This is a genomic window from Cohnella sp. OV330, from assembly GCF_900112065.1.
Lineage (GTDB): Bacteria > Bacillota > Bacilli > Paenibacillales > Paenibacillaceae > Cohnella.
Genome location: NZ_FOKE01000006.1, coordinates 288,688 through 311,345, shown reverse-complemented (window position 1 = coordinate 311,345; position 22,658 = coordinate 288,688). Strand labels below are relative to the sequence as shown.

General features: G+C 58.1%; 22 protein-coding genes. 1 reads left to right on the top strand and 21 read right to left on the bottom strand.

Going from position 1 to position 22,658, the window contains the following annotated elements; all coding sequences use genetic code 11:
- Positions 1-38 precede the first annotated feature (38 nt).
- From pyrR to lspA, 4 genes are all read right to left on the bottom strand, one after another.
- Positions 39-608 carry a bifunctional pyr operon transcriptional regulator/uracil phosphoribosyltransferase PyrR gene (gene pyrR / locus BM235_RS16560; RefSeq protein ID WP_369803519.1) on the bottom strand — a complete coding sequence of 190 codons (570 nt, stop codon included), beginning with the start codon at positions 606-608 and terminating at the stop codon, positions 39-41.
- Positions 609-879: 271 nt separating this feature from the next.
- The gene (locus BM235_RS16555) at positions 880-2,133 is read right to left on the bottom strand and encodes an LL-diaminopimelate aminotransferase (protein WP_090115227.1); all 1,254 of its coding nucleotides are present in this window, start codon (positions 2,131-2,133) and stop codon (positions 880-882) included.
- Between the two features lie 118 nt (positions 2,134-2,251).
- Positions 2,252-3,235, bottom strand: coding sequence for an RluA family pseudouridine synthase (locus tag BM235_RS16550; protein ID WP_090115225.1), 984 nt, complete (start codon positions 3,233-3,235; stop codon positions 2,252-2,254).
- A 19-nt stretch (positions 3,236-3,254) separates the two neighbouring features.
- The gene (lspA, locus tag BM235_RS16545; protein WP_090115458.1) at positions 3,255-3,785 is read right to left on the bottom strand and encodes a signal peptidase II; all 531 of its coding nucleotides are present in this window, start codon (positions 3,783-3,785) and stop codon (positions 3,255-3,257) included.
- Positions 3,786-4,007: 222 nt separating this feature from the next.
- Here lspA and BM235_RS16540 point away from each other — a divergent pair, with 222 nt between their 5' ends.
- On the top strand, positions 4,008-4,751 hold the full coding sequence (locus tag BM235_RS16540; protein WP_090115223.1) for a TraR/DksA C4-type zinc finger protein: 744 nt from the start codon (positions 4,008-4,010) through the stop codon (positions 4,749-4,751).
- A gap of 140 nt (positions 4,752-4,891) precedes the next feature.
- Here the strand turns inward: BM235_RS16540 and BM235_RS16535 are convergent, their stop codons facing one another.
- The 17 genes from BM235_RS16535 to BM235_RS16455 form a co-directional block, all read right to left on the bottom strand.
- Positions 4,892-5,257, bottom strand: a complete 366-nt coding sequence (locus BM235_RS16535; RefSeq protein ID WP_090115221.1) for a DUF5665 domain-containing protein — start codon at positions 5,255-5,257, stop codon at positions 4,892-4,894.
- Between the two features lie 187 nt (positions 5,258-5,444).
- Positions 5,445-8,546 (bottom strand): isoleucine--tRNA ligase, encoded by a 3,102-nt coding sequence (gene ileS / locus BM235_RS16530; RefSeq protein WP_090115219.1) that lies wholly within the window; start codon positions 8,544-8,546, stop codon positions 5,445-5,447.
- A gap of 436 nt (positions 8,547-8,982) precedes the next feature.
- Positions 8,983-9,492 (bottom strand): DivIVA domain-containing protein, encoded by a 510-nt coding sequence (locus tag BM235_RS16525; protein WP_090115217.1) that lies wholly within the window; start codon positions 9,490-9,492, stop codon positions 8,983-8,985.
- A 99-nt stretch (positions 9,493-9,591) separates the two neighbouring features.
- Complete coding sequence (locus BM235_RS16520) at positions 9,592-10,377, bottom strand: YlmH family RNA-binding protein (protein ID WP_090115214.1); 786 nt, start codon at positions 10,375-10,377, stop codon at positions 9,592-9,594.
- Between the two features lie 20 nt (positions 10,378-10,397).
- Entirely contained in the window at positions 10,398-10,682 is a 285-nt protein-coding gene (locus tag BM235_RS16515; RefSeq protein WP_369803523.1) for a YggT family protein, read from the bottom strand.
- Positions 10,683-10,699: 17 nt separating this feature from the next.
- Positions 10,700-11,158: a cell division protein SepF gene (locus BM235_RS16510; RefSeq protein ID WP_090115212.1), complete on the bottom strand. Its 459-nt coding sequence runs from the start codon at positions 11,156-11,158 to the stop codon at positions 10,700-10,702.
- Positions 11,159-11,171: 13 nt separating this feature from the next.
- Positions 11,172-11,867 (bottom strand): YggS family pyridoxal phosphate-dependent enzyme, encoded by a 696-nt coding sequence (locus BM235_RS16505; RefSeq protein ID WP_090115456.1) that lies wholly within the window; start codon positions 11,865-11,867, stop codon positions 11,172-11,174.
- Positions 11,868-11,881: 14 nt separating this feature from the next.
- Complete coding sequence (gene pgeF, locus BM235_RS16500) at positions 11,882-12,721, bottom strand: peptidoglycan editing factor PgeF (protein ID WP_090115210.1); 840 nt, start codon at positions 12,719-12,721, stop codon at positions 11,882-11,884.
- Between the two features lie 55 nt (positions 12,722-12,776).
- Positions 12,777-13,052, bottom strand: coding sequence for a YlmC/YmxH family sporulation protein (locus BM235_RS16495; protein WP_090115208.1), 276 nt, complete (start codon positions 13,050-13,052; stop codon positions 12,777-12,779).
- Between the two features lie 187 nt (positions 13,053-13,239).
- Positions 13,240-14,022: an RNA polymerase sporulation sigma factor SigG gene (sigG, locus tag BM235_RS16490; RefSeq protein ID WP_090115206.1), complete on the bottom strand. Its 783-nt coding sequence runs from the start codon at positions 14,020-14,022 to the stop codon at positions 13,240-13,242.
- A gap of 86 nt (positions 14,023-14,108) precedes the next feature.
- A complete protein-coding gene (sigE, locus tag BM235_RS16485) occupies positions 14,109-14,831 on the bottom strand; it encodes an RNA polymerase sporulation sigma factor SigE (RefSeq protein ID WP_090115204.1) in 723 nt (240 codons plus the stop codon).
- 15 nt (positions 14,832-14,846) lie between these two features.
- On the bottom strand, positions 14,847-15,818 hold the full coding sequence (locus BM235_RS16480) for a sigma-E processing peptidase SpoIIGA (RefSeq protein ID WP_158543950.1): 972 nt from the start codon (positions 15,816-15,818) through the stop codon (positions 14,847-14,849).
- Positions 15,819-16,291: 473 nt separating this feature from the next.
- Positions 16,292-17,158 carry a transposase gene (locus BM235_RS16475; protein ID WP_158543948.1) on the bottom strand — a complete coding sequence of 289 codons (867 nt, stop codon included), beginning with the start codon at positions 17,156-17,158 and terminating at the stop codon, positions 16,292-16,294.
- Positions 17,159-17,517: 359 nt separating this feature from the next.
- Positions 17,518-18,849: an HD-GYP domain-containing protein gene (locus BM235_RS16470; protein ID WP_158543946.1), complete on the bottom strand. Its 1,332-nt coding sequence runs from the start codon at positions 18,847-18,849 to the stop codon at positions 17,518-17,520.
- Between the two features lie 173 nt (positions 18,850-19,022).
- Complete coding sequence (ftsZ, locus tag BM235_RS16465; RefSeq protein ID WP_090115196.1) at positions 19,023-20,156, bottom strand: cell division protein FtsZ; 1,134 nt, start codon at positions 20,154-20,156, stop codon at positions 19,023-19,025.
- A gap of 49 nt (positions 20,157-20,205) precedes the next feature.
- The gene (gene ftsA, locus BM235_RS16460; RefSeq protein ID WP_090115194.1) at positions 20,206-21,453 is read right to left on the bottom strand and encodes a cell division protein FtsA; all 1,248 of its coding nucleotides are present in this window, start codon (positions 21,451-21,453) and stop codon (positions 20,206-20,208) included.
- Positions 21,454-21,769: 316 nt separating this feature from the next.
- Positions 21,770-22,528, bottom strand: a complete 759-nt coding sequence (locus tag BM235_RS16455) for a cell division protein FtsQ/DivIB (RefSeq protein WP_090115192.1) — start codon at positions 22,526-22,528, stop codon at positions 21,770-21,772.
- Positions 22,529-22,658 lie beyond the last annotated feature (130 nt).

The following is a 22,658-nucleotide window of genomic DNA, read 5'->3' as shown; positions in this document are numbered from 1 at the left end:
CTTTTGCTAGTAAAGCAGCCCAGTCGATTACGATATGCTTAGCCGCCCACTTCCGCTTCTCGCGGATGCTTGATCATCACCCGGTCGTCGCCGTCGATCTCCGTCAGCGACACCTCGATCTGCTCGTGCTTCGACGTCGGCACGTTTTTGCCGACGTAGTCCGGCCGGATGGGCAGCTCGCGATGCCCGCGGTCCACGAGGACGGCCAGCTGGATCGACTGCGGACGCCCGCAATCCATGAGCGCGTCCATCGCGGCCCTGATCGTGCGGCCCGTGTAGAGCACGTCGTCGAACAGGATGATGCGCTTGTCCTTCACGTCGAACGAGCGGTCTCCGTCGCTGCACACGACGCCCGCGGATACCGCGTCGCCGAGCGGGCGGTCGTCGCGATACCGCGTAATGTCCAGCTCGCACGCCGCGATCGGACTGCCTTCGATCTCGCGGATTCGCTCGGCGATCCGCCGGGCCAGATAGACGCCCCGCGTCCGGATGCCGACGATCGCGCAGCCCTCGATTCCTTTGTTTTTCTCCAAAATCTCGTGCGCGATCCGCGTCAGCGCCCTGCGGATGGCAGCCTCGTCCATAATGACGTTCGGGGATTCCTGCACGGGTGCGCCTCCTCCTCGGTAAGACGGCATCAAAAAACCTCCTTGGCTAGCCAAGGAGGTCGGGACATACGAAGATGATGACGCTGGGATCCGGACGGCATAGCCGGTCCAAGTACGATCCGCGTCGGATCTCATCCGTAGTATTCGCGCCACCTTGCCAGTCTCACGGGACTGAATTAAAGGTACGGGTTCATTGGAACTCATTATCTCATTTTCGACAGGGTCTGTCAACAAAGAGCGGGAGCCCGAAGGCTCCCGCTTTAGCGACCGATTAAAATTCGAATTCAACGTCCGTCAGGCGGCGCTTGATCTCGCCGATAACGCGGCGCTCTTCTTCCTCTCCGGCCGCAAGGAACGTGACGGAGAATCGGACGAAGTGGCCTGCGTCATCCCACGGAACGGAAGAGATAAGCTTTTCGCGAATGAGGAATTGGGAGAAATCCTCGCCCGTCGCGAAGCGTTGGCCGCCCTTGATGCCCTTCGGCGCTTCGACGTACAGGAAGAACGAGCCCTTCGGCTTTTCGGCCTTGAAGCCGATCTCGTTCAGCGCGGCGACCAGCAGGTCGTGACGGCGCGAATACTTCTGCGCGATCTCTTCCGTGATCGACGGATTCGCAAGGCCGTAAGCGGCAGCTTTTTGAATCGCGATGAACTGGCCGGAGTCGTTGTTGTCCTTAATGTCGCTGAACGCCTTCACGATCAGCGGGTTGCCTGCGACGAAGCCGATCCGCCAGCCGGTCATGTTGTAAGACTTGGACAGCGAGTGCAGCTCGACGCCGATATCCTTGGCGCCCGGTACGGACAGGAAGCTCAGCGGCTTCACGCCGTCATAGGTGAGCGCGGCATACGGCGCGTCGTGCACGACGACGACTTCGTTTTTCTTCGCCCATTCGACGACTTCCGCGAAAAACTCGGGGGTAGCGGCCGCGCCCGTCGGATTGTTCGGGTAGTTCAGGTACAGCAGCTTGGCGCGCTTCGCGATGTCGGCCGGAATGGCGGACAGATCGGGCAGAAAGTTGTTTTCCTTCGTCAGTTTGACATTGTACACTTCGCCGCCCAGATACTTCGTGTGCGTGCCGAGCACCGGATAACCAGGTACGGTCATGATCGCGACGTCGCCCGGATTGATGAACGCCGATGGCATCATCGCAAGCGCGGGCTTGGAGCCGATCGAGTGGACGATCTCGGTGGCCGGGTCGATGCCGTCTACCGAGAACACTTCCTTCAGGTACTTCGCTGCCGCAGCTTTGAATTCGGGAATGCCGTTGTCGGCGTAGCCGCGGTTCTCCGGCTTGGCCGCTTCATCGGCGAGCTTGGCGATGATGCCGTCGTCGGCCTTCTCGTCGGGCTCGCCGACGCCGAGGTCGATCAGTTCGATGTCCGGAAATGCAGCTTTAGCCGCAGCCTTGGCGCGCTTGATCTTTTCGAACTTGTAAATGTTCGTATCCTTGCCGTAATTCGCGCCGCCGATGCGGTCCGCGAATTGTTGTTGAATGAAGGTGCCTTGATATTGTTCGACGCTCACTTGACGACACTCCTTGTCCGATGGCGGACGTGTGATGGGATCGCTTGCTATGGTACCAATATGCCTTAAAACGGGCCCCTGCCGCCATGGACAAATCCGTCGATCATTTGCAGAAATTCTAGCGCGTGCGAAGCATGTACAGCGCATGCTCCATATCCTGGGGCAGCGGCGACTCGAACAGGAGCCGATCCCCGCTGCGCGGATGATCGAAGCCGAGCACGCCCGCATGGAGCGCTTGACCCTCCATGCCGAGCGTTCGGCCGGCGCGGCCGCCGTAGAACGGATCGCCGACGATCGTATGGCCGATGTATTTCATATGAACGCGGATCTGATGGGTACGTCCCGTCTCGAGCTGCAGTTCGACCAGCGTATAATCCCCGAAGCGCTCGAGCACGTTGAAATGCGTAACGGCTCGTTTCGCGCCCTTTTCCGTGACCGTGAACAACTTGCGGTCGCTCGTGTCGCGTCCGATCGGCGCGTCGATCGTCCCGCGGTCATGCGGTACGTTGCCGTATACGAGCGCCGTATAGCGTCGCGTGACGGAGTGGTCCTTGAGCTGCTGGGCGAGCGAGGCGTGCGCCAGATCGTTTTTCGCCGCCATGAGCAGGCCGGACGTATCCTTGTCGATGCGGTGCACGATGCCTGGACGCAGGCTCCCGTTGATCCCGGACAGGTCGCGGCAGTGATGCAGCAGCGCGTTGACGACGGTGCCCGAAGCGTGCCCCGGCGCGGGATGGACGACGAAGCCACGCGGCTTGTCGATGACGATGACGTCTCCGTCCTCGTAGACGACGTTCAGCGGGATGTCTTCCGGCTGCGCCTCGATCGGCGCCGCGTCGGGCATGACCAAGGTCAAGGCGCTGCCCGCTTGCAACTTGGCGTTCGGCTTCACTTTCATCCCGCCTACTAGCACATGCCCGTCGCGGATCCAATCCTGGATTTGCGACCGCGATACGGTCTCGCCTTCGATCGCGGCGGTCAAAAACTTGTCGACGCGCTGTCCTGCGGCTTCCTCGCCGATCTCCCAGGACATCGTGCCTGCTCCGCCCTCGTCGTCTTCTTCGGGCAAAACGGGAGGTCGCTTCCCGGTCGGGATCGACATTAAGGTTGATTCCTCTTTTTCAGACCGGCTGGCGTTCGCTCGGTTCGTTGTGTTTTTCATTCTTGGTCTCCTGTGTCGGTGTGGGCGTGAGCAGCGAATCGAGAATGATCAGACATACGCCGACGACGATCGCGGAATCGGCAATATTAAAGATCGGGAACGTATAAGATCCGAAGTTCAATTGGAGGAAATCGACGACTTGTCCGTAAAACGCGCGATCGAGAAAGTTGCCGAGCGCACCGCCCAAAATCAGCGACAGCGCGGCGAGCATCAGCCTTCTGTTGTTCCGGTGCGACCGGTTCAAATAGATGACGATGGCGCTTACGACGACGACGGTGATCAGCAAGAAAAACCAGCGCTGCTCCTGCAGGATGCCGAAAGCCGCTCCCCGGTTGTGAATAAACGTGATGAGGAAAAAGTTGCCGATGACCTTGATCTGCTCGTTCAGTTCCAGGTTGTGCTCGATGAGCTTTTTGGATACGTAATCGATGGCGAATACGACCGCAGCCGCGAGGTAGTACACCCATAAGCCGATTTGACGTCGTTGCATGTCCGGATTGCCGCCCTTCCGCGAATGATTCTGACCGCTTTGGCCGAATGCACTGATTTTAACATACCGCCGGAGCGGGCGTCCAACGTCTTTCGCCAATTCACGGCAGCGTCTCCAATACATGCTCTCCCCCTGCCCGACATGATTCTTCGCCCGTGCGCGCAAACTAGCTGTCGTATGGAACGCCATGTCGCTTCGCGACAAAATCAAGGAGGGATCGGCATGCATCTTACGTTGTCCGACAGCTTCATGTCCGAGCAGCGCCGGCGGCTGCTTGATGTTCGGGCCGATATCGAGAGCCGCGTCGGCGCCAACGGGCATTTCGGCCTGACCGATAGCTACCGCGACGCCACGGGCGATCTGAGCGGCATCGACAATCACCCCGCGGACGCCGGCACGGAGACGTTCGAGCGGGCCAAAGACATCGCCCTGCTTGAACGCGAGGCGCTGGCGCTGGAAAGAGTTGAAGCGGCTATCCGCCGCATGGATACGGGCGAATACGGCATTTGCGAGGCTTGCGGCAAATTCATTCCGACCGAGCGGCTGGCGGCGATGCCGACCGCGGTATTCTGCGTCGAGCATGAGCCGGTTCAGGCAGAAAAAGAAGGCAGGCCTGCCGAAGAGCTGTTTTTGCATCCTCCGTTCGGACGCACCAGCATGGACGAGAGCGACGAGCAAAACGGCTTTGACGGCGAAGACGCCTGGCAGATCGTCGAATCGTGGGGCAACTCCGACAGTCCGGCCATGGCCGAAGGGAACAACAACGACGATTACAGCGCGATCTATATCGAATCGGATGAAAACGACGGCTTCGTGGAGCCGATCGAGAGCTTTCTCGCAGCGGATATTACCGGCCATTCGAGCGGGATCGTTCGCAACAGCGCCTATCGAAGGTACCTTGAATCGCACGAAGGCGAAGGCCTGCTGGAGCCGGACGCGTGGTCCGACGAACAAACGAACGATTAAACGGACGGGACGCCTGCCTTCGGGCGGGCGTCTATTCGTATTCGTATTCGTATTCGTATTCGTATTCGTATTCGTATCCGTATTCGTATTCGCGTTCGCAATCGTATCCGGCCGCTCCGCGATTCTAACGCCGTCAGCCTTCAATAATGCTCGATCTCGAGCTGCCGCTGCACGATCTTGACGATCTCGGCGATGTAGTCCCCGATGATCGGCAAATTCAGCGCGCCGAGAATTTGAAGCAGCCATACGATCGTAGCCGCGAAAAAAGTAAAGCCCAGCGCGATGCCGATGCCTCTGGCAATGCCGGACAGCCAGTTGCGCCATATGAGCTGCCACGGCCTGCTCATCAAATTCACGTAATCTCTCAGCTGCGCCTTTTCCATCTGAACAGCCAGCTCGTCCAGCCGCTTGGACAACCCTTCGAGCAAACGCCTCAGCGCGCTCGCTTCCTCCGCCAGCGTCTTCATCCGCACGTCGGAACCCCCGGCGGGCTTGTTCTCGCTCATGCCGCTCCCTGCCTCCCGCGCAAAAAACGAGCCCTGCCGCCGGAACGCCCGCCCAAAAGGCCCTCGCGCTCGCTTGCGGACAGGACTCGTTATCGCTTCCTGCTTTTATTCAGGTTGGCTCATTTCGCGGCGGTTCATACCCTTGCGGCGCGAGACAGCGTTCAACTTACCGGAGCTACGCCGGCATTTAGCCGGCAAAGATCGCGATGCCGATCCGAAGCTCGCCGGCCTGCACCGTCTCCGTCGCTTCGGTTCGTCCGAACGACACGTCGTTCACGAGCACGTTGTCGCGCAGCACGGCGTCGAAGGCGCGCAGCGCCGCCTCGGTCTCGGCGTCCGCCTCGAGCACGAGTCCGACTCTTTGCTCGATCGGCAGATCGAGCTTTTTGCGCTGATCCTGCACAGCGCGGATGACCTCGCGCACGATGCCTTCCTGCACGAGCGCAGGCGTCAGCTCGGTGTTGAGCGCGACGGTGACGCCGCCTCCCGACGCGGACGCGAAGCCGGGCTTCGCCTGCTTTTCGACGAGCAGTTCGTCCAGCGTCACCGGGAGCGCTTCGCCTTCCGGCGAAGTATAGGCCAGCTCGCCGGACGATACGATCTCGCGCGCTTCCTCGGCCGACAGCGACTTCAGCTTGCCCTGGATCGGACCGACGTGCTTGCCGTACTTTTTACCGGCCAGCTTCAGGTTCAGCTTGAGCGTGTAGTCGACGAATCCGCTGTCCTCGGTCACGAGCGTGACGGCCTTGACGTTGATCTCGTCCTTGACGATCTCCTCGTATTCGGCGGCGTCGAACGGCACGCTCAGCGCGACGAGCAGTTCGGACAGCGGCTGGCGCGTCTTGAGTCCCGTCTCGTTGCGCACGTTGCGCGCGAGCTCGACGATGCCGCGAGCCGTCTCCATGTCGCGCTCGAGCGCGGCGTCGATCGCGCCGGCGTCTGCTACCGGATAATCGGCCAGGTGTACGCTGCCTTTGCCGCCGAGGTTGCCGTACAGGTCTTCGGCCAGGAACGGCAGGTAAGGCGCGATCAGCTTCGCCAACGTCAGCAGCACGGTGCCCAGCGTTTGATAGGCAGCGACCTTGTCCTCGCCCAGGCCGCTTCCCCAGAAGCGGTCGCGGGAACGCCGAACGTACCAGTTGGACAGCTCGTCGACGAACGCTTCGATGCGTTTCGCCGGATTGAGGAAGTCGTTCGCGTCGAGCCCTTCGACGGTCGCGACTACGAGCGAGTTGAGCCGGGACAGAATCCAGCGGTCCAGCTTGTTGGCCGACGGCTTCGCGGCATGCTCTTCCGGCTTGTAGCCGTCGATCGTGGCGTACAGCGCGTAGAACGCATGCGTGTTCACGATCGTATCGACGACCTTCGACTTCGCTTCCGCGACGATGCCTTTGGAGAACCGCTTGCTGTTCCAAGGCGCGCTGTCCGCGAGCAGCGCCCAGCGGAAGGCATCGGTGCCGAACTCTTCAATGATGTCCCAAGGATCGATGACGTTGCCCTTGGATTTGCTCATCTTCTGCCCGTTCTCATCCAATACGTGGCCGGTCGAGATGACCGACTTGTACGGCGCCCTGCCGTTGTACAGCGTGGAGACGGCCAGCAGGCTGAAAAACCAGCCGCGCGTCTGGTCGATCCCTTCGCAGATGAAGTCCGCGGGGTATTGCTCCTCGAAGCGCTCCATGTTTTCGAATGGATAATGCTGCTGCGCGAACGGCATCGAGCCGCTGTCGAACCAGACGTCGATGACCTCGGGAGTCCGATGCATCGTGCCGCCGCAGCCGCAGCGAAGCGCGATGGCGTCGACATAAGGCTTGTGCAGCTCGATGTCCTCGGCCACGTCGCCCACGGCCGACGCGCGAAGCTCCGCGATGCTGCCCGGCGACTTTTCAGCGCCGCAGTCTTCGCAGGTCCACACGTTCAGCGGCGTGCCCCAGTAGCGGTTGCGGCTGATGTTCCAGTCGACCAGATCCTCGAGGAACTTGCCGAACCGGCCGTCGCGCAGATGCTCCGGGTACCAGGCGATGCCCTTGTTGTTCTCGATCAATTGTTCCTTGACCGCCGTCGTCTTGATGAACCAGCTCTCGGTCGCGTAGTAGAGCAGCGGCGTCTTGCAGCGCCAGCAGAACGGATAGCTGTGCTCGTGCTTTTCCTTGTGATATAGCAGGCCGCGCTCCGACAGCGACTTCACGATGTCGATGTCGACCTCCGGATCCTTGACGAAGCGACCGGCGAAGCCCTTCACCTCGTCCGTGTAGCGGCCCTGGCCGTTCACGAGCTGCAGCATCGGAACGCCGTGCTCGCGGGCGACGCGGTAGTCGTCCTCGCCGTGCGCCGGCGCGATGTGGACGATGCCCGTACCGCTCGAGTCGGAGACGAACGCCGCGTCGATGACGCGGTACGCGCCGTCCAGCGGACCGCCCGCATAAGGGAACAACGGCTCGTAAGCCAGGCCGACAAGCTCCCTGCCTTTTACGGTGCCGAGCGTTTCGTATTCGCCTTTCATGACCTTTTCGGCCAGCGTGCCGGCCACGATGTACGTCTCGCCGTTTTGGCTGACGCGCACGTACTCGATATCAGGGTGTACGGCCAGCGCGACATTGGACGGCAGCGTCCACGGCGTCGTCGTCCAGGCAAGAACGAACTCGCCGCTGTCCTTCAACTTGAACTTAGCCGTCGCGGTCAAATCCTTTACGTCCTCGTAGCCTTGCGCGACCTCGTGCGAGCTGAGCGTCGTCTGGCAGTCCGGGCAATACGGGCTGACGCGGTGGCCGCGGTACAGCAGTCCTTTGCCGTGAATCGTGGACAGCAGATGCCATACGCTCTCGATGTACTTGTTTTCCAGCGTAATATACGGATTGTCGAGGTCGGTCCAATAGCCGATCGCCTCGGTCAGTTCTCTCCATTGGCGCTCGTACTCGAACACGCTCTCTTTGCACTTTTTGATAAACGGCTCTACGCCGTAGTTCTCGATCTCCTGCTTGCCGGAGATGCCCAGCTGCTTTTCAACGCCGAGCTCGACGGGCAAGCCGTGCGTGTCCCATCCGGCCTTGCGGGTAACGCGGTAGCCGGACATCGTCTTGTAGCGGCTGACGAAGTCCTTGATGACGCGACCCAGCACGTGTCCGATGTGCGGCTTGCCGTTCGCGGTAGGCGGACCCTCATAGAAGACGAAGTTCGGCTTGCCGTTGCGATTTTCGATGGATTGACGGAACGTATCCTCGGCCTTCCATTGCTCCAATACGCGCAGCTCGCGGCTGCGGGCTTTTTCTTTAACGTCCACGCGACGCATGACCATCATTCCTTTTCTCGAAAGTTGTCGTTGCATTCGGGTCTGAAAATAAAAAAAGCCCGTCCCCGTAAAAGGGACGAGACATCTCTCGTGGTACCACCCTTGTTCAGCCGCAGTCCCATTCATAGGGCAGCAGCGGCGCTCAAGCCGGACGGACGGCATGCGCGAGGCAGGCGTTCGAACCGGTATCCCGTAACGAGGGAAGGATCGGCCGGTCTTAATGATCCGGCACAGGCGCCGGACGTTCGGATCGGCGTCTCGGGGAGGATGGGCGTCGCGGCGACCAACGTTGGCTCGCAGCAGCCGCCAACTCTCTGGGATGGTTCATCCGCACGCCGTTCCCGTCATCGACGTTAACGCGTATAACCCATTTATACGGCGAAGAGGCCGATTTGTCAAATCGGCGTTCGCCCATCCTATTGCGGTTCGATATCGACTATTCGACGATCTCGCGAACCCGCTCGTTGTCCCTTGCGCGTGACTCCGGCGGTTCGAGCTTTTCCCAGCCGTCCTGCGTGAGCAGGTCGAGCTGCGTCTCGACGAGCGTGCGGAAGCGCGCCCGGTAGATCGCCGCCTGCTTCTTCAGCTCCTCCACCTCGAGCGCGTACTTGCGCGACTTGGAGAGCGATTCGTTGATGATGCGGTCGGCGTTCTTCTCCGCTTCCTTGACGATGAGCTGGGCTTCCTTCTTCGCATTGCTCTTAACCTCGTCGGCCGCTTCTTGCGCGACGATGATCGTCTTGCTGAGCGTCTCCTCGATGTTCGCGAAGTGGCCGAGCCGCTCCTGAAGGCCGACGATTTGGTTCTGAAGCTCTTTGTTGTCTCGGATCATCGCTTCGTAATCCTTGATGATCTGGTCGAGGAACTCGTTCACTTCGTCTTCGTCGTAGCCGCGCAATCTGCGCCCGAATTCCTTGTTATGAATATCCAATGGCGTTAATGGCATTGGTCGTTCCTCCCGTGCATCGTATACTTGGCTCGCGACAGATCGCAAGATCGCTATCTAAGGCAGATTCGACGCGAGACGCGGAATTCCTGCTTGATTCTACACATATTTGCCTATGCGCAGACGAATCCGCCCGCTTTTGGAGACGCCTTGGTCCTCCAACACGCGGAATCTTCCGAAACCTTTGAACGAAACGATGTCTCCTTCGCGCAGCTGCGAAGACGGATCCTCAACGGTTTTGAAGTTGACCCGGCAGCGCCCCGCGCGGATCGGATCCATGATCTTCGCGCGGCTGACGCGCAGCACGTCGCTCGCGATGCCGTCGAGGCGCATCGAGGCGACGGAGATCGAACTCTCCTCGAGCTTCACCGGCACGGCAAGGAGCCGTTCGAGCGGCAATACGGAAGCCGAAGTCTCGATCCGGTGCACCTGCTTCAGATGCGAACGCAAAAAATCGCCGATCTCGGTTGCGATCAGCACGTGGCAGCCATCCTCGCGGACATGGATGTCCCCGATCTTCTCGCGCTTGATGCCGAGACCGAGCAGCGCGCCGAGATAATCGCCGTGGTCGAGCTCGGACTGACGCCGGTCGTCGCTCGCGATATCGAGCACGGCGATGCCCGCGTCCTCTTCTTCGAGCGGCCGGTAGTCCGGCGCGATGAGCGCCCTGACCCGCTCCGCGCCTTCATAGCCGCCCTCCAGACGGATCGCGGCGTCCGGGTGTCGATTCGCCAACGCATACAAAATATGCGCCTGGCGCGGATCGAGAAAATCGGTACGCCGGAGCTCGTGCTGCTCGGCGGCCCGCTCGACCCACTCCCAGGCGCGGTCCACGAAGGACTTTTCGTCAGGAAGGAAGTGTGCATAAATGTCGCTCTTGCTCATGCTGGTTCGATCCTTTCCGATTAGGACACGCCGACCAGGCCGGCGAGAAAACGAATGACCTCTTCAAGGCCTCTCACCAAAAATTTCAGCGCATACCAAGCGATGATCGGCGAGATGTCCAGAACGCCGCCGATCGGCGGAATGATTTTGCGAAAAGGCTTCAGATAAGGCTCTACGATCTTGCCTAGCAGCTCCCCGATGTAGCTCTGCCTGACGTTAGGCAGCCAAGACATCAGCACGTAGATTAGGATAAGCCAGCTGTAAATGAGCTGCAAACTATACAGGTAATCAATGACCCGATCCAAAGCCGTCAATGCTGCTGTCACCTCATTTTAGTGTAATCGGCATCCTCCGCGAGAAGCTCCGAGATCGTCCCCGTGATCTCGACCGAATCCGGCGTGCACAAGAAAATATTCGGACCGAGCTTGGAAATGTGTCCGCCGAGCGCGTAGACCGTACCGCTCAGGAAATCCACCATCCGGATCGCCTGGTCTCTGCGCACCCGCTGCAGGTTCACGACGACGGATCGTCTGGACTTCAAATGGTCCGCGATTTCCTGCGCTTCGTTGTCGTACGTCCGCGGCTCCGTCAAAATGACCCGAACGTTTTTCTGGGAATGGATGCTCACGATATTATTCTTCCCCGTAGGTTTACGCGGCTCGAAGGCCGAAGTTTCAACTTCCGGCTCATCCTCGTACCCCATCGGCTCTTCCCGCTCCCGGTCCCGCTCTTGTTCGTCCTGAAGGCCGAGATAGTTCAAGAACTTGTTAACCACGCCCATCATGATCCCTCCGTTATCCGTCGTTCTCTTCGTTTCCGACCAGGACGCTGCCTAGGCGCACCCAAGTGGCGCCTTCTTCGATCGCGACTTCAAAGTCGCCGGACATGCCCATCGACAGTTCCGTCAGCGGCTCGTCCAGCAAAGACATGCCGTTGAGCTCGTCCATCAACTTGCGCAAGCCGGCGAATACGGGCCTCGTCTCCTCGGCATCGTCCGCGATCGGCGCCATCGTCATGAGCCCGACCGGCCGAATGCCGGACAGCTTGCCGAGCGAAGCGACGAGCGCAGGAACGGCCTCCGGCGCAAGTCCGTGCTTGGAATCTTCGCCGGAGACGTTCACCTGCAGGAAACAAGGCACCCGGATACCTAGCGCTTCGGCGCGCTTATGTATCTCCACGGCGAGCGACAAGCGGTCGAGGGAATGAATATAGTCGAATTTGCCGACGACATCCCTGACCTTCCTGCTCTGAAGCGAGCCGATGTAGTGAAAAACGGCCTGTCCCTCGAGGAGCCGCCACTTCTCTTCCGCCGCGGGCCAGCGGTTTTCGCCGATATGGCGCATTCCGGCCTCTACCGCGCGCATGGCCGTGTCAGCGGACACGTATTTCGTCACGGCGACGACGTTCACGCTCCCGGGATCCCGACCGCATCTCTCGCAGGTTTGCGCAATGCGACGCTCTACGTCTTTAAGCCGCTGCTCCAACGTCATCGCGGCATTCACCTCTATTTCTTCTTACCCAGCCAGCTCATCATTCGCCCGGTTTGTCCCCGTTCCTTGCGGTGGGAGAAAAACAAATCCGTGCTGCAGCTGGTGCACCACCCAGACATTTCGATGCGGCTCGGCAATATTCCTGCTTTAATCATAAGATGCTTGTTGATTTCTTTCAAGTTTAGCCGAGATTTGCCTTCAGAAGACGGAACGTGGAAGCTTTCGTCATCGGGCACGATCCCTCGTACGCGGTTTATGACGATATCGTCCACTTCATAGCAGCAGCCGCCGATCGACGGACCGATCGCGGCGTACAAGCCGGACGCATCAGTTCCGAAAGCGTCCGCCATGGCGCGAATCGTCGCCGCGGCGATGTCTGCGACCGTTCCCTTCCAGCCTGCATGAGCGAGACCTAAGGCGCCATGCTCGGGATCGTAAAAATATAAAGGCACGCAATCCGCGAAGTACATCGCCAGCAAGACGTCGGGCTCGTCCGTAATCAGCGCATCCGCGTCTTGAATCGCGCTATCGCGAGACAGTCTTCCCAGGCCCCGCTCGGCGCTTGTTATCCGGACGACGTTGTTGCCGTGCACTTGCTCCGCGCAGGTCCAAGCCTCGAACGGCCATCCCAGCGCTTCCGCGATCGCGCGGCGGTTGGCGATGACCGCATGCTCGTCGTCGCCCACATGGAGCGCCGTGTTCAATCCGTCTCTCGGCGGCTGGCTGCTTCCTCCCAAGCGCGTCGAGAACCCGGCGGTCAAATCCTCGAATCGCGACCAGGGCGCAAGAGGCAACAATCCGGGGTCGCGGCGCCCGGCGCTCGATGATTCGATTGTATTTGCGAATGGTTCCATATTGCTTCACCTCCGCACCAAGTTTAACATAGGGACGCTGCCTAGGCGATCTCCGTCAGCGCCCGCCGTTTTCCGCCTCGATGCTCTTGTAGGGCCTTGCTTCCTCCAGCCGGACCAGCACGACGTCGGTTCCTATCTTGACGATGCTGCGCCAAGGAATGACCACGTCTTCGCCGCCGCCGAAAATACCGAGCACGCGTCCGCCCACCGGCACCACGATCGCGTCGATGCGGCCTTGCCTGAGATCCAGCTCCAGATCGGCCACGTGGCCTAACTTTTTGCCGTCCACGATATTAATTACGTCTTTCGCCTGAAAATCGGATATTTTCATGCCGGCGCTCCCCGCTTTCCGCGGCCCGGGACGAATACAATCGCTGGACCCGGTCAACCGCCCATAATTCAATATATGAGCCATGCCCGAAAATGTTGACCGGCGCCACTACGCACTCGAGACGCGGGCGTAAACGTCAAAAAGACCGGAGTCGCCTCCGGTCCCGCAAGCTGCTTGATTCTTACCCTCAAGTCTTTACGTGTTTTTGCATTTGCTGGATCGCCGACTTTTCAAGCCGGGACACCTGCGCCTGCGAGATGCCGATCTCGTCGGCCACTTCCATTTGCGTCTTGCCTTCGAAGAATCGCATGGACAAGATCATTTTCTCCCGGTCGTTCAGCTTGCGCATCGCTTCCCTGAGCGCGATTTCCTCGATCCACTGAATGTCCTTGTTCCGTTCGTCGCTGATCTGATCCATTACGTAGATCGGGTCGCCCCCGTCGTGATAGATCGGTTCGAAGAGCGATACGGGGTCCTGAATGGCGTCTAAGGCAAATACGATATCTTCCTTCGGCACGCCGAGCACTTGCGATATTTCCAAAATCGTCGGTTCGCGGGAATGACGGTTCGTCAGTTGATCCCGGACCTGCAATGCTTTGTAGGCAATATCGCGCAAGCTTCGGGACACGCGGATCGGATTGTTGTCCCTCAAGTATCTGCGTATCTCGCCGATGATCATGGGCACGGCGTAGGTGGAAAAACGGACGTTTTGACCTAAATCGAAGTTGTCGATGGCTTTCATCAGGCCGATACAGCCGACCTGGAACAGATCGTCCACGTATTCGCCGCGGTTGTTGAACCGCTGAATCACGCTGAGCACGAGGCGCAGGTTGCCGTTGACGAGTTTTTCCCGGGCTTCGAGTTCACCGCGGGTTTGCAGAGCTAGGAACAGTTCCCTCATTTCGGCATTGGTGAGGACGGGCAGCTTTGAGGTGTCCACTCCACAAATCTCCACTTTGTTGCGGGTCAAGTTGTTTCCCTCCCGGGAGCAGCATTACTGTAAAGTATCTCCTGGGATGGGCTTTTTATTCCGAAGCCCGGCCGGCTTACCGTGGATCATACCATCTTGTTGAACTCCTTGCGGAGCCGTTTGATGATCCTTTTTTCTAATCTGGAAATGTAAGATTGCGAGATGCCGAGCAGATCCGCAACGTCTTTTTGCGTTTTTTCTTCGCCGTCGGCCAGGCCGAATCGCAGCTCCATGATCGTGCGCTCGCGATCGGCCAGCTTGTCGAGCGCCTTATGCAGCAGCTTGCGATCCACCTGCTCTTCGATATTGCGATAGATCGTATCGTTCTCGGTGCCGAGCACGTCGGACAATAACAGCTCGTTGCCGTCCCAGTCGATATTAAGCGGCTCGTCGAAGGACACCTCGGTCCGGGTCTTGCTGTTGCGGCGCAGGTACATCAAAATTTCATTTTCGATGCACCGCGAGGCGTAGGTGGCGAGCTTGATTTTCTTTTCCGGATCGAACGTGTTGACCGCCTTGATCAGTCCGATCGCCCCGATCGAGACGAGATCCTCGATATGGATGCCGGTGTTCTCGAACTTGCGGGCGATGTAGACGACCAACCGAAGATTGCGTTCGATCAGCATCGCGCGGATCGCGGCGTCGCCGGACGGGAGACGCTCGAGCAAGTACTCCTCCTCCTCCCGCGTCAGGGGAGGCGGGAGCGCTTCGCTGCCGCCGATATAATACACTTCTTCGCTTTTCCAGCCCAGCCAGAACAACAGGCGATAGTACGTCAGCTGATACATTAATTTCAATTTAACGGGCACTTGCACAACCTCCTGTTAAGCGGTCTGGGTTGATGATGCCGGCACTTCGGCGCTCGCGAGCGTCAGATCGGAATGGACGATCGCACGATAAGCCCCCTCCGAGGAGAGCGATCCCCCATCGAGTCCGACCAGGACCCGGCGCTGGACGCAAGGCGCTTCTTTTCCGGCAGCATCGGAGATCGTGACGCTGTCCGGCTTGACGGCCAGCATCAGCTTCGAGTTCCCCCCGGCAGCCCGGTAGGGAACGAGGCGATACCGGTCCCTGAAGGAGGACAATCCGCCCTCGGCTTCCTCCAGTTCGCCGATCAGCCGATCCGCGGATTCGGATCTCAAACGGTCAGCCCAGCCTTTCGGCAGCTCGTCGCGCCAAAGGGACGCCTCCAGGATCATCACCGGAATGCGCGTGAGCGGGTCATAAAGACGGTTGCCCGTATCGACGAGCCCTCTGCACGTCCATTCCCGATCCCCGATACGAATATTCACGTCGACGACGAGCGCCTCTAACCTTTTCCTGCTTTCCCTGCTCTCGGCCTCGCTTCTGTACAACCAGATCGCTATGCCCATCGTCAAAACGAGCATGACGGCCTGTACGTCAAACGACAGCACCATCCCTCCGTCGTCCGTGAAGGCAATTCCTCTCCATGGAGACCCGGACCATTTGACCAGCGATGAGATGCCGATCACCGCGCCGAGCGTCGCAAAGTTCACCAGGTAGAACGAGCCTATGGTCCTCGCGAACTTAAGAGGTCCGCCGTAGCCGAACGTCAGATAAACCATAAAAGCGGAAATCATGAGTTTGGCCCCGAACGAATACAGATAAGGTACGGACGTTACGAACATGGCGGCCGCATATGCCGCCCCGACGCTGGCAGACAGCGCGACCCGCCTTCGGCGCGGCCGAAGATGCCTTACCTTCGCCGTCGTCATCAGAATGGACGCGTCGATCGTCAGATTGGACAAAAACACCAAGTCCACATAAACCGTCAACCGCGCCACACCCTTCCATGCAAACCCATCGCTAACGTTTGTCCCGAGGACGAAATGGATTGCTCTCAGTATAAGATGGCGCCTGCGAGGTGTCTGTCTAAACGCGCCGCCGGTTCGGCTGTTTTTTTGTCGAGCAAAATCGGGCTGCGTTCTTACCTGACTGGCCCTTTCGTCGCTGTAAAATTATCCCACTTCAACGGTGCAATAAGATTCTCGGTGCGTTTACGGCCTTATCCCGTTCGCTCACTTTGGCGTAATATGTCATTTGAGAGTTCAGTATCGCTTTTTATAAAAATTAGAGGTCATTAATTAATTCGAGAAGATAAAAGAAAGGAATAGCGTTTAGAAGAGTTATTTGGGAGCAATCGATCTTAATTAAGGTATTGTGAGGTGGTCTTGATTCACGAATCCGCCTTATCCCCTTCGCTCAAAATAGCGCGAACTCCGAATATGGGCCATTAATGGGAACTCGACTAACTAGCTTGCCTTGTAAGCTTGCGATACGTTATCCTATCGCTTGTCGCACATAAGCGCAGCATGTAAGGAACAACTTTCGATTCTTTTTTAGCAATATTAAAAACGAAGGATTGATGGTTTAAATAAGCCTGCAGATGCTTAGGCCCGATGCCTTGAAGCGTACGATCAAACCAACGCAGCGTATGCATCAATGCAGCTGACAAAGGCGCCAGCTTATTCATGCCAAAGTAAGGAAAAGCTCTAACTACCTTTGCGTGTTCCGATACGTGAAAGTCCGAAAACGCCATCTGCGCATTGCGGCTTATTAAACGTGAGCTTCCTGCCACACGCTTATTCAGATGCTCCATTTTAATCTCGCGGACTTCCTCGTCGCCCTCCATCGTCCCGCCAATTGCTACCGGCTCATCCGTCGGTTCCATGACCAGGCTGCTGGAGGCCCTCCTCCATCCATAGATTCCGCCGGTCACCGCAACTACGCCAGACAAATATTGCTCGTTCGCTTCTTGCGTCAATGCATCTCGCAGCTTGTGACCGATAAGCCAAGCCGTCTTGTATGTAACCCCCAATATATCGGAAAGTTCGACTGAAGTGGCTTCCGCGACGAGCCAAATCATGGCCCTAAACCACATACGGAGCGGCGTGCGCGTCCCATGAAAAACAGTGCCGGCGGTAACGGAAGTTTGATGTCGGCATGAAGCGCAAACATATAATGGGTACTTGCGCGACTTGATCACCGAGTAATGCGCGTATGAACATCGCGGGCAACGGAAACCATCGGGCCAACGCGCATTGAATAAGGCCTCCACGCATTGTTCTTCTGTCCAGGTTTCCCACGAACCTTCAGGAAGATCGAATAAACTCACATTCCAACCTCCAAACAGGAACATTTGTTCTTATTTTAAGTCAGGGATTTGAACATGTCAATCTTTCCCTGAAGAAAAAATGAGCAAATGGGATAAGGTCGATAAGGCGATGAACAACGCCGTGAGCGAAAGGGATAAGGCTTGAAAAAGGAATTTGAATGGTGATCACCCGCGCATTATGAGCGAAGGGGATTAGGTCTGTAAAACAAGAAAAAGAGGATATGGCACAGCCAGAGTGAGCGAAGGGGATAAGGTCGATAAAGGAGAAAAAGAGTGGGGATTATGCCCCCCGCCTCCTTCTCGGAGCAAATAAAAAACCTCCGCCGCTAGCGAAGGTAAACGGTATCCGTAACATACACTTAAACGACCTTAGGGAGCAATTCGTCCAGCGACAAAAATTGGATATCTTGTTGCGACAACTCTCGAACGCGCTGCATCGTATCTGCGGGGAGCTCCATGAAGGCTTCCACGACCGCCGGACAAAATTGGGTGCCCGCAAATCGTTTTAATTCCTCGACTGCCGTCTCATGGGATTTGGAAGCGCGATACGGACGGTTCGACGTGATGGCGTCGTAGGTGTCGCATACGGCGAAAATCCTTGCGCATATGGGAATCTGTTCGCCTCTCAGGCCGTCGGGATAACCCAGGCCGTCCCAGCGCTCATGGTGACAGCGGACGACGTCCAGCGCCGGTCCTAAAAATTCGATATGCGCCAGCATTCGCACACCCATGTTAACGTGCGTGCGCATGATAGCCCATTCCATCTCGTCCAACGGCCCGTCCTTACGCAGTATCGAGTCCGGAATGCCGATCTTGCCGACGTCATGCAGCAGCGCGCCGCGGTACAGCATCTCCAATTGTTCGCCTTCAATGCCCATCTGTCGGCCCAACAACCACGCATAGGCGGTGACACGCAGGGAATGACCTTGCGTCTCGTTGTCCCTGCTATCCAGCGCGCTGCTCATTGCCTGCAATGACTCATCATAGGTACGATGCACGCGCTCGAGCATCTCGCTCAGTTCTTTGTTCTGGCGCTCGATGACGCGCGACGAACGCAAAAAGATTTGACGCAGGCTAAAAAAGAGCAGCGTCATCCCTGCCGCCAGCAAGACGACGATCGTCAAACTGATTTTGAGTATTTTTGCGCTCTGCGCGGACCAATCTTTGGACACTTCTGCTGCTCCGATTAATTTCCCCTCTTCAGAGGAGACCGGAAGCCATAGATTCAGGTCTGCGGACGTTCTATCCGCCAGCATCTCCCCCGCGTCCATCGCTTTATCGAATCTCTCGCGTTCGCGACCGGTTAAGGTGCTTCCTATTTTTGAAGGATTGTAGCTGAACCCTACTTGACCTTCGAGATTTACGAAACGAACGTCTGTTATTCCATAAGGATCGAAGGCCGCGCGAATGTCAGCCGCTAGCCGCTCTTCTTCAACACCGGAAGGGTCATCTTCGGCCGCGCTTTCGCCGGCTTGAACAAGAGAAGCTCGATCCGTCGCAGACTGCTCGAACAGTTTCTTCGCGTCAGGCAAACCCTCGATATATTTTACGACCGCATTGCGCGTCAAGCCGCTCGTCTCCCGGATTAGCTCATGAGAGATAAACCAGTAGGAGACGGCTGAAAGAAGCACACCGAAGATGACCACGAATGCCGCCAGCATAGTTGTAAAGGAACGATACGGATTGGACATCATGTGCCTCCTGTGCGGAAACTGCTTAACTGTGCTGAGAGAGTTCGACAGGCAAACGACGATTACCTGCTTCGCAAAGCCAAAAAAAGAAGACCGCATCATTAGCCGGTCCTCGACATCGCTTGGTGCTATTAAGGTTTGATTGGGCCGCAGTATCGGATTCGATCCGAATATTAACGGTCGCCGCGAGGGCGATTCCGCAAAAATGCCGGAATGTCCAGCTGCTCGCTGGAAGTCGAGCCGCCGCCGAACGGGCGCAGGTTGTGACCGCTCGCGCGGGCATCCTGATGTTCGGTCTGCGAAGCCGGACTCGATTGAGGCGAAGAAGACGAGATCGGCCGGCGTACCGGACCCTTGTGCTCAAAGCCCGTCGCAATGACCGTAACTTTGATGTCGTCCTTCATGCTGTCGTCGATGCTGGCGCCGAAGATCATGTTCACCTCGGGATCCGAAGCCGAGATGACGATCTCCGCAGCTTCGTTTACCTCGAAGAGCGACAGATTCGAGCCGCCCGTAATGTTCATGATGATCCCGCGCGCGCCTTCGATCGACGTCTCGAGCAGCGGGCTCATGATCGCCTTGCGGGCCGCGTCCATCGCGCGGTTTTCGCCGGAGGCGACGCCGATTCCCATCAAGGCGGAACCGCGTTCCGTCATGATCGTCTTGACGTCCGCAAAGTCGAGGTTGATGAGTCCGGGCACGGCGATCAGATCGGAGATGCCCTGGACCGCCTGACGAAGGACATTGTCCGCTTCGCGGAACGCTTCCATCATCGGCGTCTTCTTGTCGACGATCTCGAGCAGTCGGTCGTTCGGGATGACGATCAGCGTATCGACCTTTTCCTTGAGCGCTTCGATGCCCAGTTCAGCCTGTCCGGAGCGCTTGCGCCCCTCGAACGTAAACGGCCGCGTCACGACGCCGACCGTCAGCGCGCCGCATTCCTTGGCCAGCTCGGCGATGACCGGCGCCGCGCCCGTACCCGTGCCTCCGCCCATGCCGGCGGTGACGAATACCATGTCCGCACCCTTAAGCGTGTTCATGATGCCGTCGCGGGATTCCTCCGCTGCCTTTTTGCCAACGTCGGGATTTGCGCCTGCACCAAGTCCACGGGTCAGCTTGTCGCCGATTTGCAGCTTTTGCTCGGACTTGGTCAGGTGCAGTGCCTGCGCGTCGGTATTGACGGTAATGAATTCGACGCCCTTGACGCCGTTTTCGATCATGCGGTTAACTGCATTGCTGCCTCCGCCACCGACCCCGATGACTTTAATTTTCGCGAGCGGTTCCATTTCAAAATCAAACTCTAACATATCTCAATACTCCTCCTCGCTTCGCTGGTGAATCTTCGTCAGTGGCGGCTTATATGAATTCCTTGAACATATTCTTAAACCATTCCATGACGCCCGTCTTGCCGGCAGGCGCGCTGGCCGCCGCAGCCTTGCTCTTCGCAGGACGCTTGGCGGGCGGCGCCCCCCGGGTTCGTACGTACTTCATCACGTATTGGATCATGCCGACTCCGCTGCTGTACGAAGGATCCCGCACCCCGATAAAGTCGGGGACCGCAATCCGTACGCTTGCTTCCAACTCGATCTGGGCGAGAGATAGCACGCTAGGCATGGATACGGATCCGCCCGTCAGGACGTAGCCGTTGAGCTTGTCCAGGTAGCCAAGACGCTTGACCTCTTGGCGAATCATATGGAAAATCTCCTGCATGCGCGGCTCGATGATATTCGCAAGGTCGACTTGGGAAAATTCCTTTTCCACGTTGCTGCCGACCCGCATCACCTTGAAGCGGACATCGTCCGCCGCCTCGTCTTGGCGGGCGCTGCCGTACTTCAGCTTGATTTTCTCGGCGTGCTCCGTCTGCGTCTTGAGGCCGTAGCAGATATCGCTCGTCACGTAGTCCCCGCCGATCGGCAGCGTCGATACGGCGACAAGGCTGCCGCCTTCAAACACCGCGATCGTGGTAGAGCCGGCGCCGATGTCGGCCAGCACGGTCCCCATTTGCTTTTCGTCCTTGGTCAAGGCCATCATGCCTGAAGCGAGCGACATCAATACGATGCCGGAGATGCGCAGGCCGGCCTTCTCGACGCAACGCATGAGGTTATGTACGGCGGCCTTCGTCCCGGTAATGATCGTGCATTCGACTTCGAGCCGCACGCCGATCATGCCGCGCGGATCCTGGATGCCCGCGAGTCCGTCTACGAGGAACTGCTTAGGCAACAGCCCGATGATCTCCCTCTCCGGAGGCAGCGCGACGACCTTGGCCGCCTGCAGCACGCGTTCGATGTCGTCTTCGCCGATCTCCCGGTCTTCGTTCGAGACGGCCACGACCCCGTGATTGCTCTGCAGCGCGATATGATTGCCCGCGATGCCGACGTACACTTCGCCGATGGTGATGCCCACCATGCGCTCGGCATGGTCCACGGCGTTGCGGATGGATTGGACCGTCTGATCGATGTCGACGATGGCGCCTTTTCGGATGCCATCCGAGTCCGCCGATCCGACGCCGATGATATTGATCGCTCCGTTGCTTATTTCTCCGATAATCACCCGAACCTTAGAGGTTCCGATGTCCAGACTGACGATGAGGTCGTTGTTGCTCAACCGGTGGCACCTCCCGTAAATACATAAAAACTTTGCAATCCGGCCGTCCGGCCATTCGTTAGTTTGGTCGCGACTTATTGAAATCCGTTGCGGAATGAGGAGTTATTCAAGGGGTTCCGAACGAAGCCAAATCGGTACACATTCAGTACTTATTCAACGCAGACGGGATTTTCCCTCTTTTTTCAACAAAAAATTTAGTTCCCTCATTCTAGCAATTTTGCCTGAGGCGCTGAATCGCTCCCGTAATTAACGCGGCGAAAGCATACAAAAATTCTAGCATTAAACCGCGCGGTTGAGTAGAGTCCTTTTCCTTAAGTTACGGGGCTTCTTCGTCGCCGGGCGGGTCCGTTTGTGCCGAATAAGGCGAGTACGTGTCCGAATCGAGAAGGACTACCGTTCCCGGCTCCCTATTCTCCACCAGCTCGCTCAGTATCGCGATCTTGTCCTTAAGCTTGCCGACGGTCGTCAGCACGTCGAACCCGGAGCGCGTGAAAATGCGAATCCTGTCGGGATACGCGCTGGAAGGATCCGGCGAGATCTCCGAGAAGTCGGCGATCCCTTCGGCGGCCAAGCCGCCCAGCGCCTGGCACAATGCCGCCCGCTGCGGATCGTTCTTCGTCCAGCCAGTAAGCACGGGCTTGGCCGGAAGCGCGCTGCCGGCAGCAGGCTGCACGCCGATGCCGTTGGCCAGGACAACGGATAGCCCGCCTTTGCCGTCCAATTCGATCGCCACGGGCGCATGCTCCTGTACCGTAACTTCCAGCTTGCCAGGAAAATGCTTCGCGACCCGGACGTCCTTGACCTGAGGCAGTCGCTTAACCCGCTGAGCCAGCTTGTCCGAAGCCGGCATAAAAAAGGAATCTCCGATCCCTACGCCGAGCTGGGCGCCGACCTGGTCTTGGTTCAAATAAGTCAAGCCCTGAATCTCTATCACGCTGATGCGGGAAAGAGAGGATCTGAAAAACAATACGATCAACACCGCGACGAACAAGGCAATGACAATCCACAGCAGCTTGCCGCCGCGTCGTCTCGTCCCCGTCTGTTCCCGCGGCAAAGCGGGAATTCGCTCTATCATCTTGCGCGCTCTCCTCTCGACAGCCGGCGGAAACGCATAGCTTGTCCCAAGTCCGAAAAAGCAAAGGCGGCCCGCCCTGGCGGCCGATCGAAGGCGAAAATTCCCGCTCCCCCGCCGGCCCGGAAGCGGA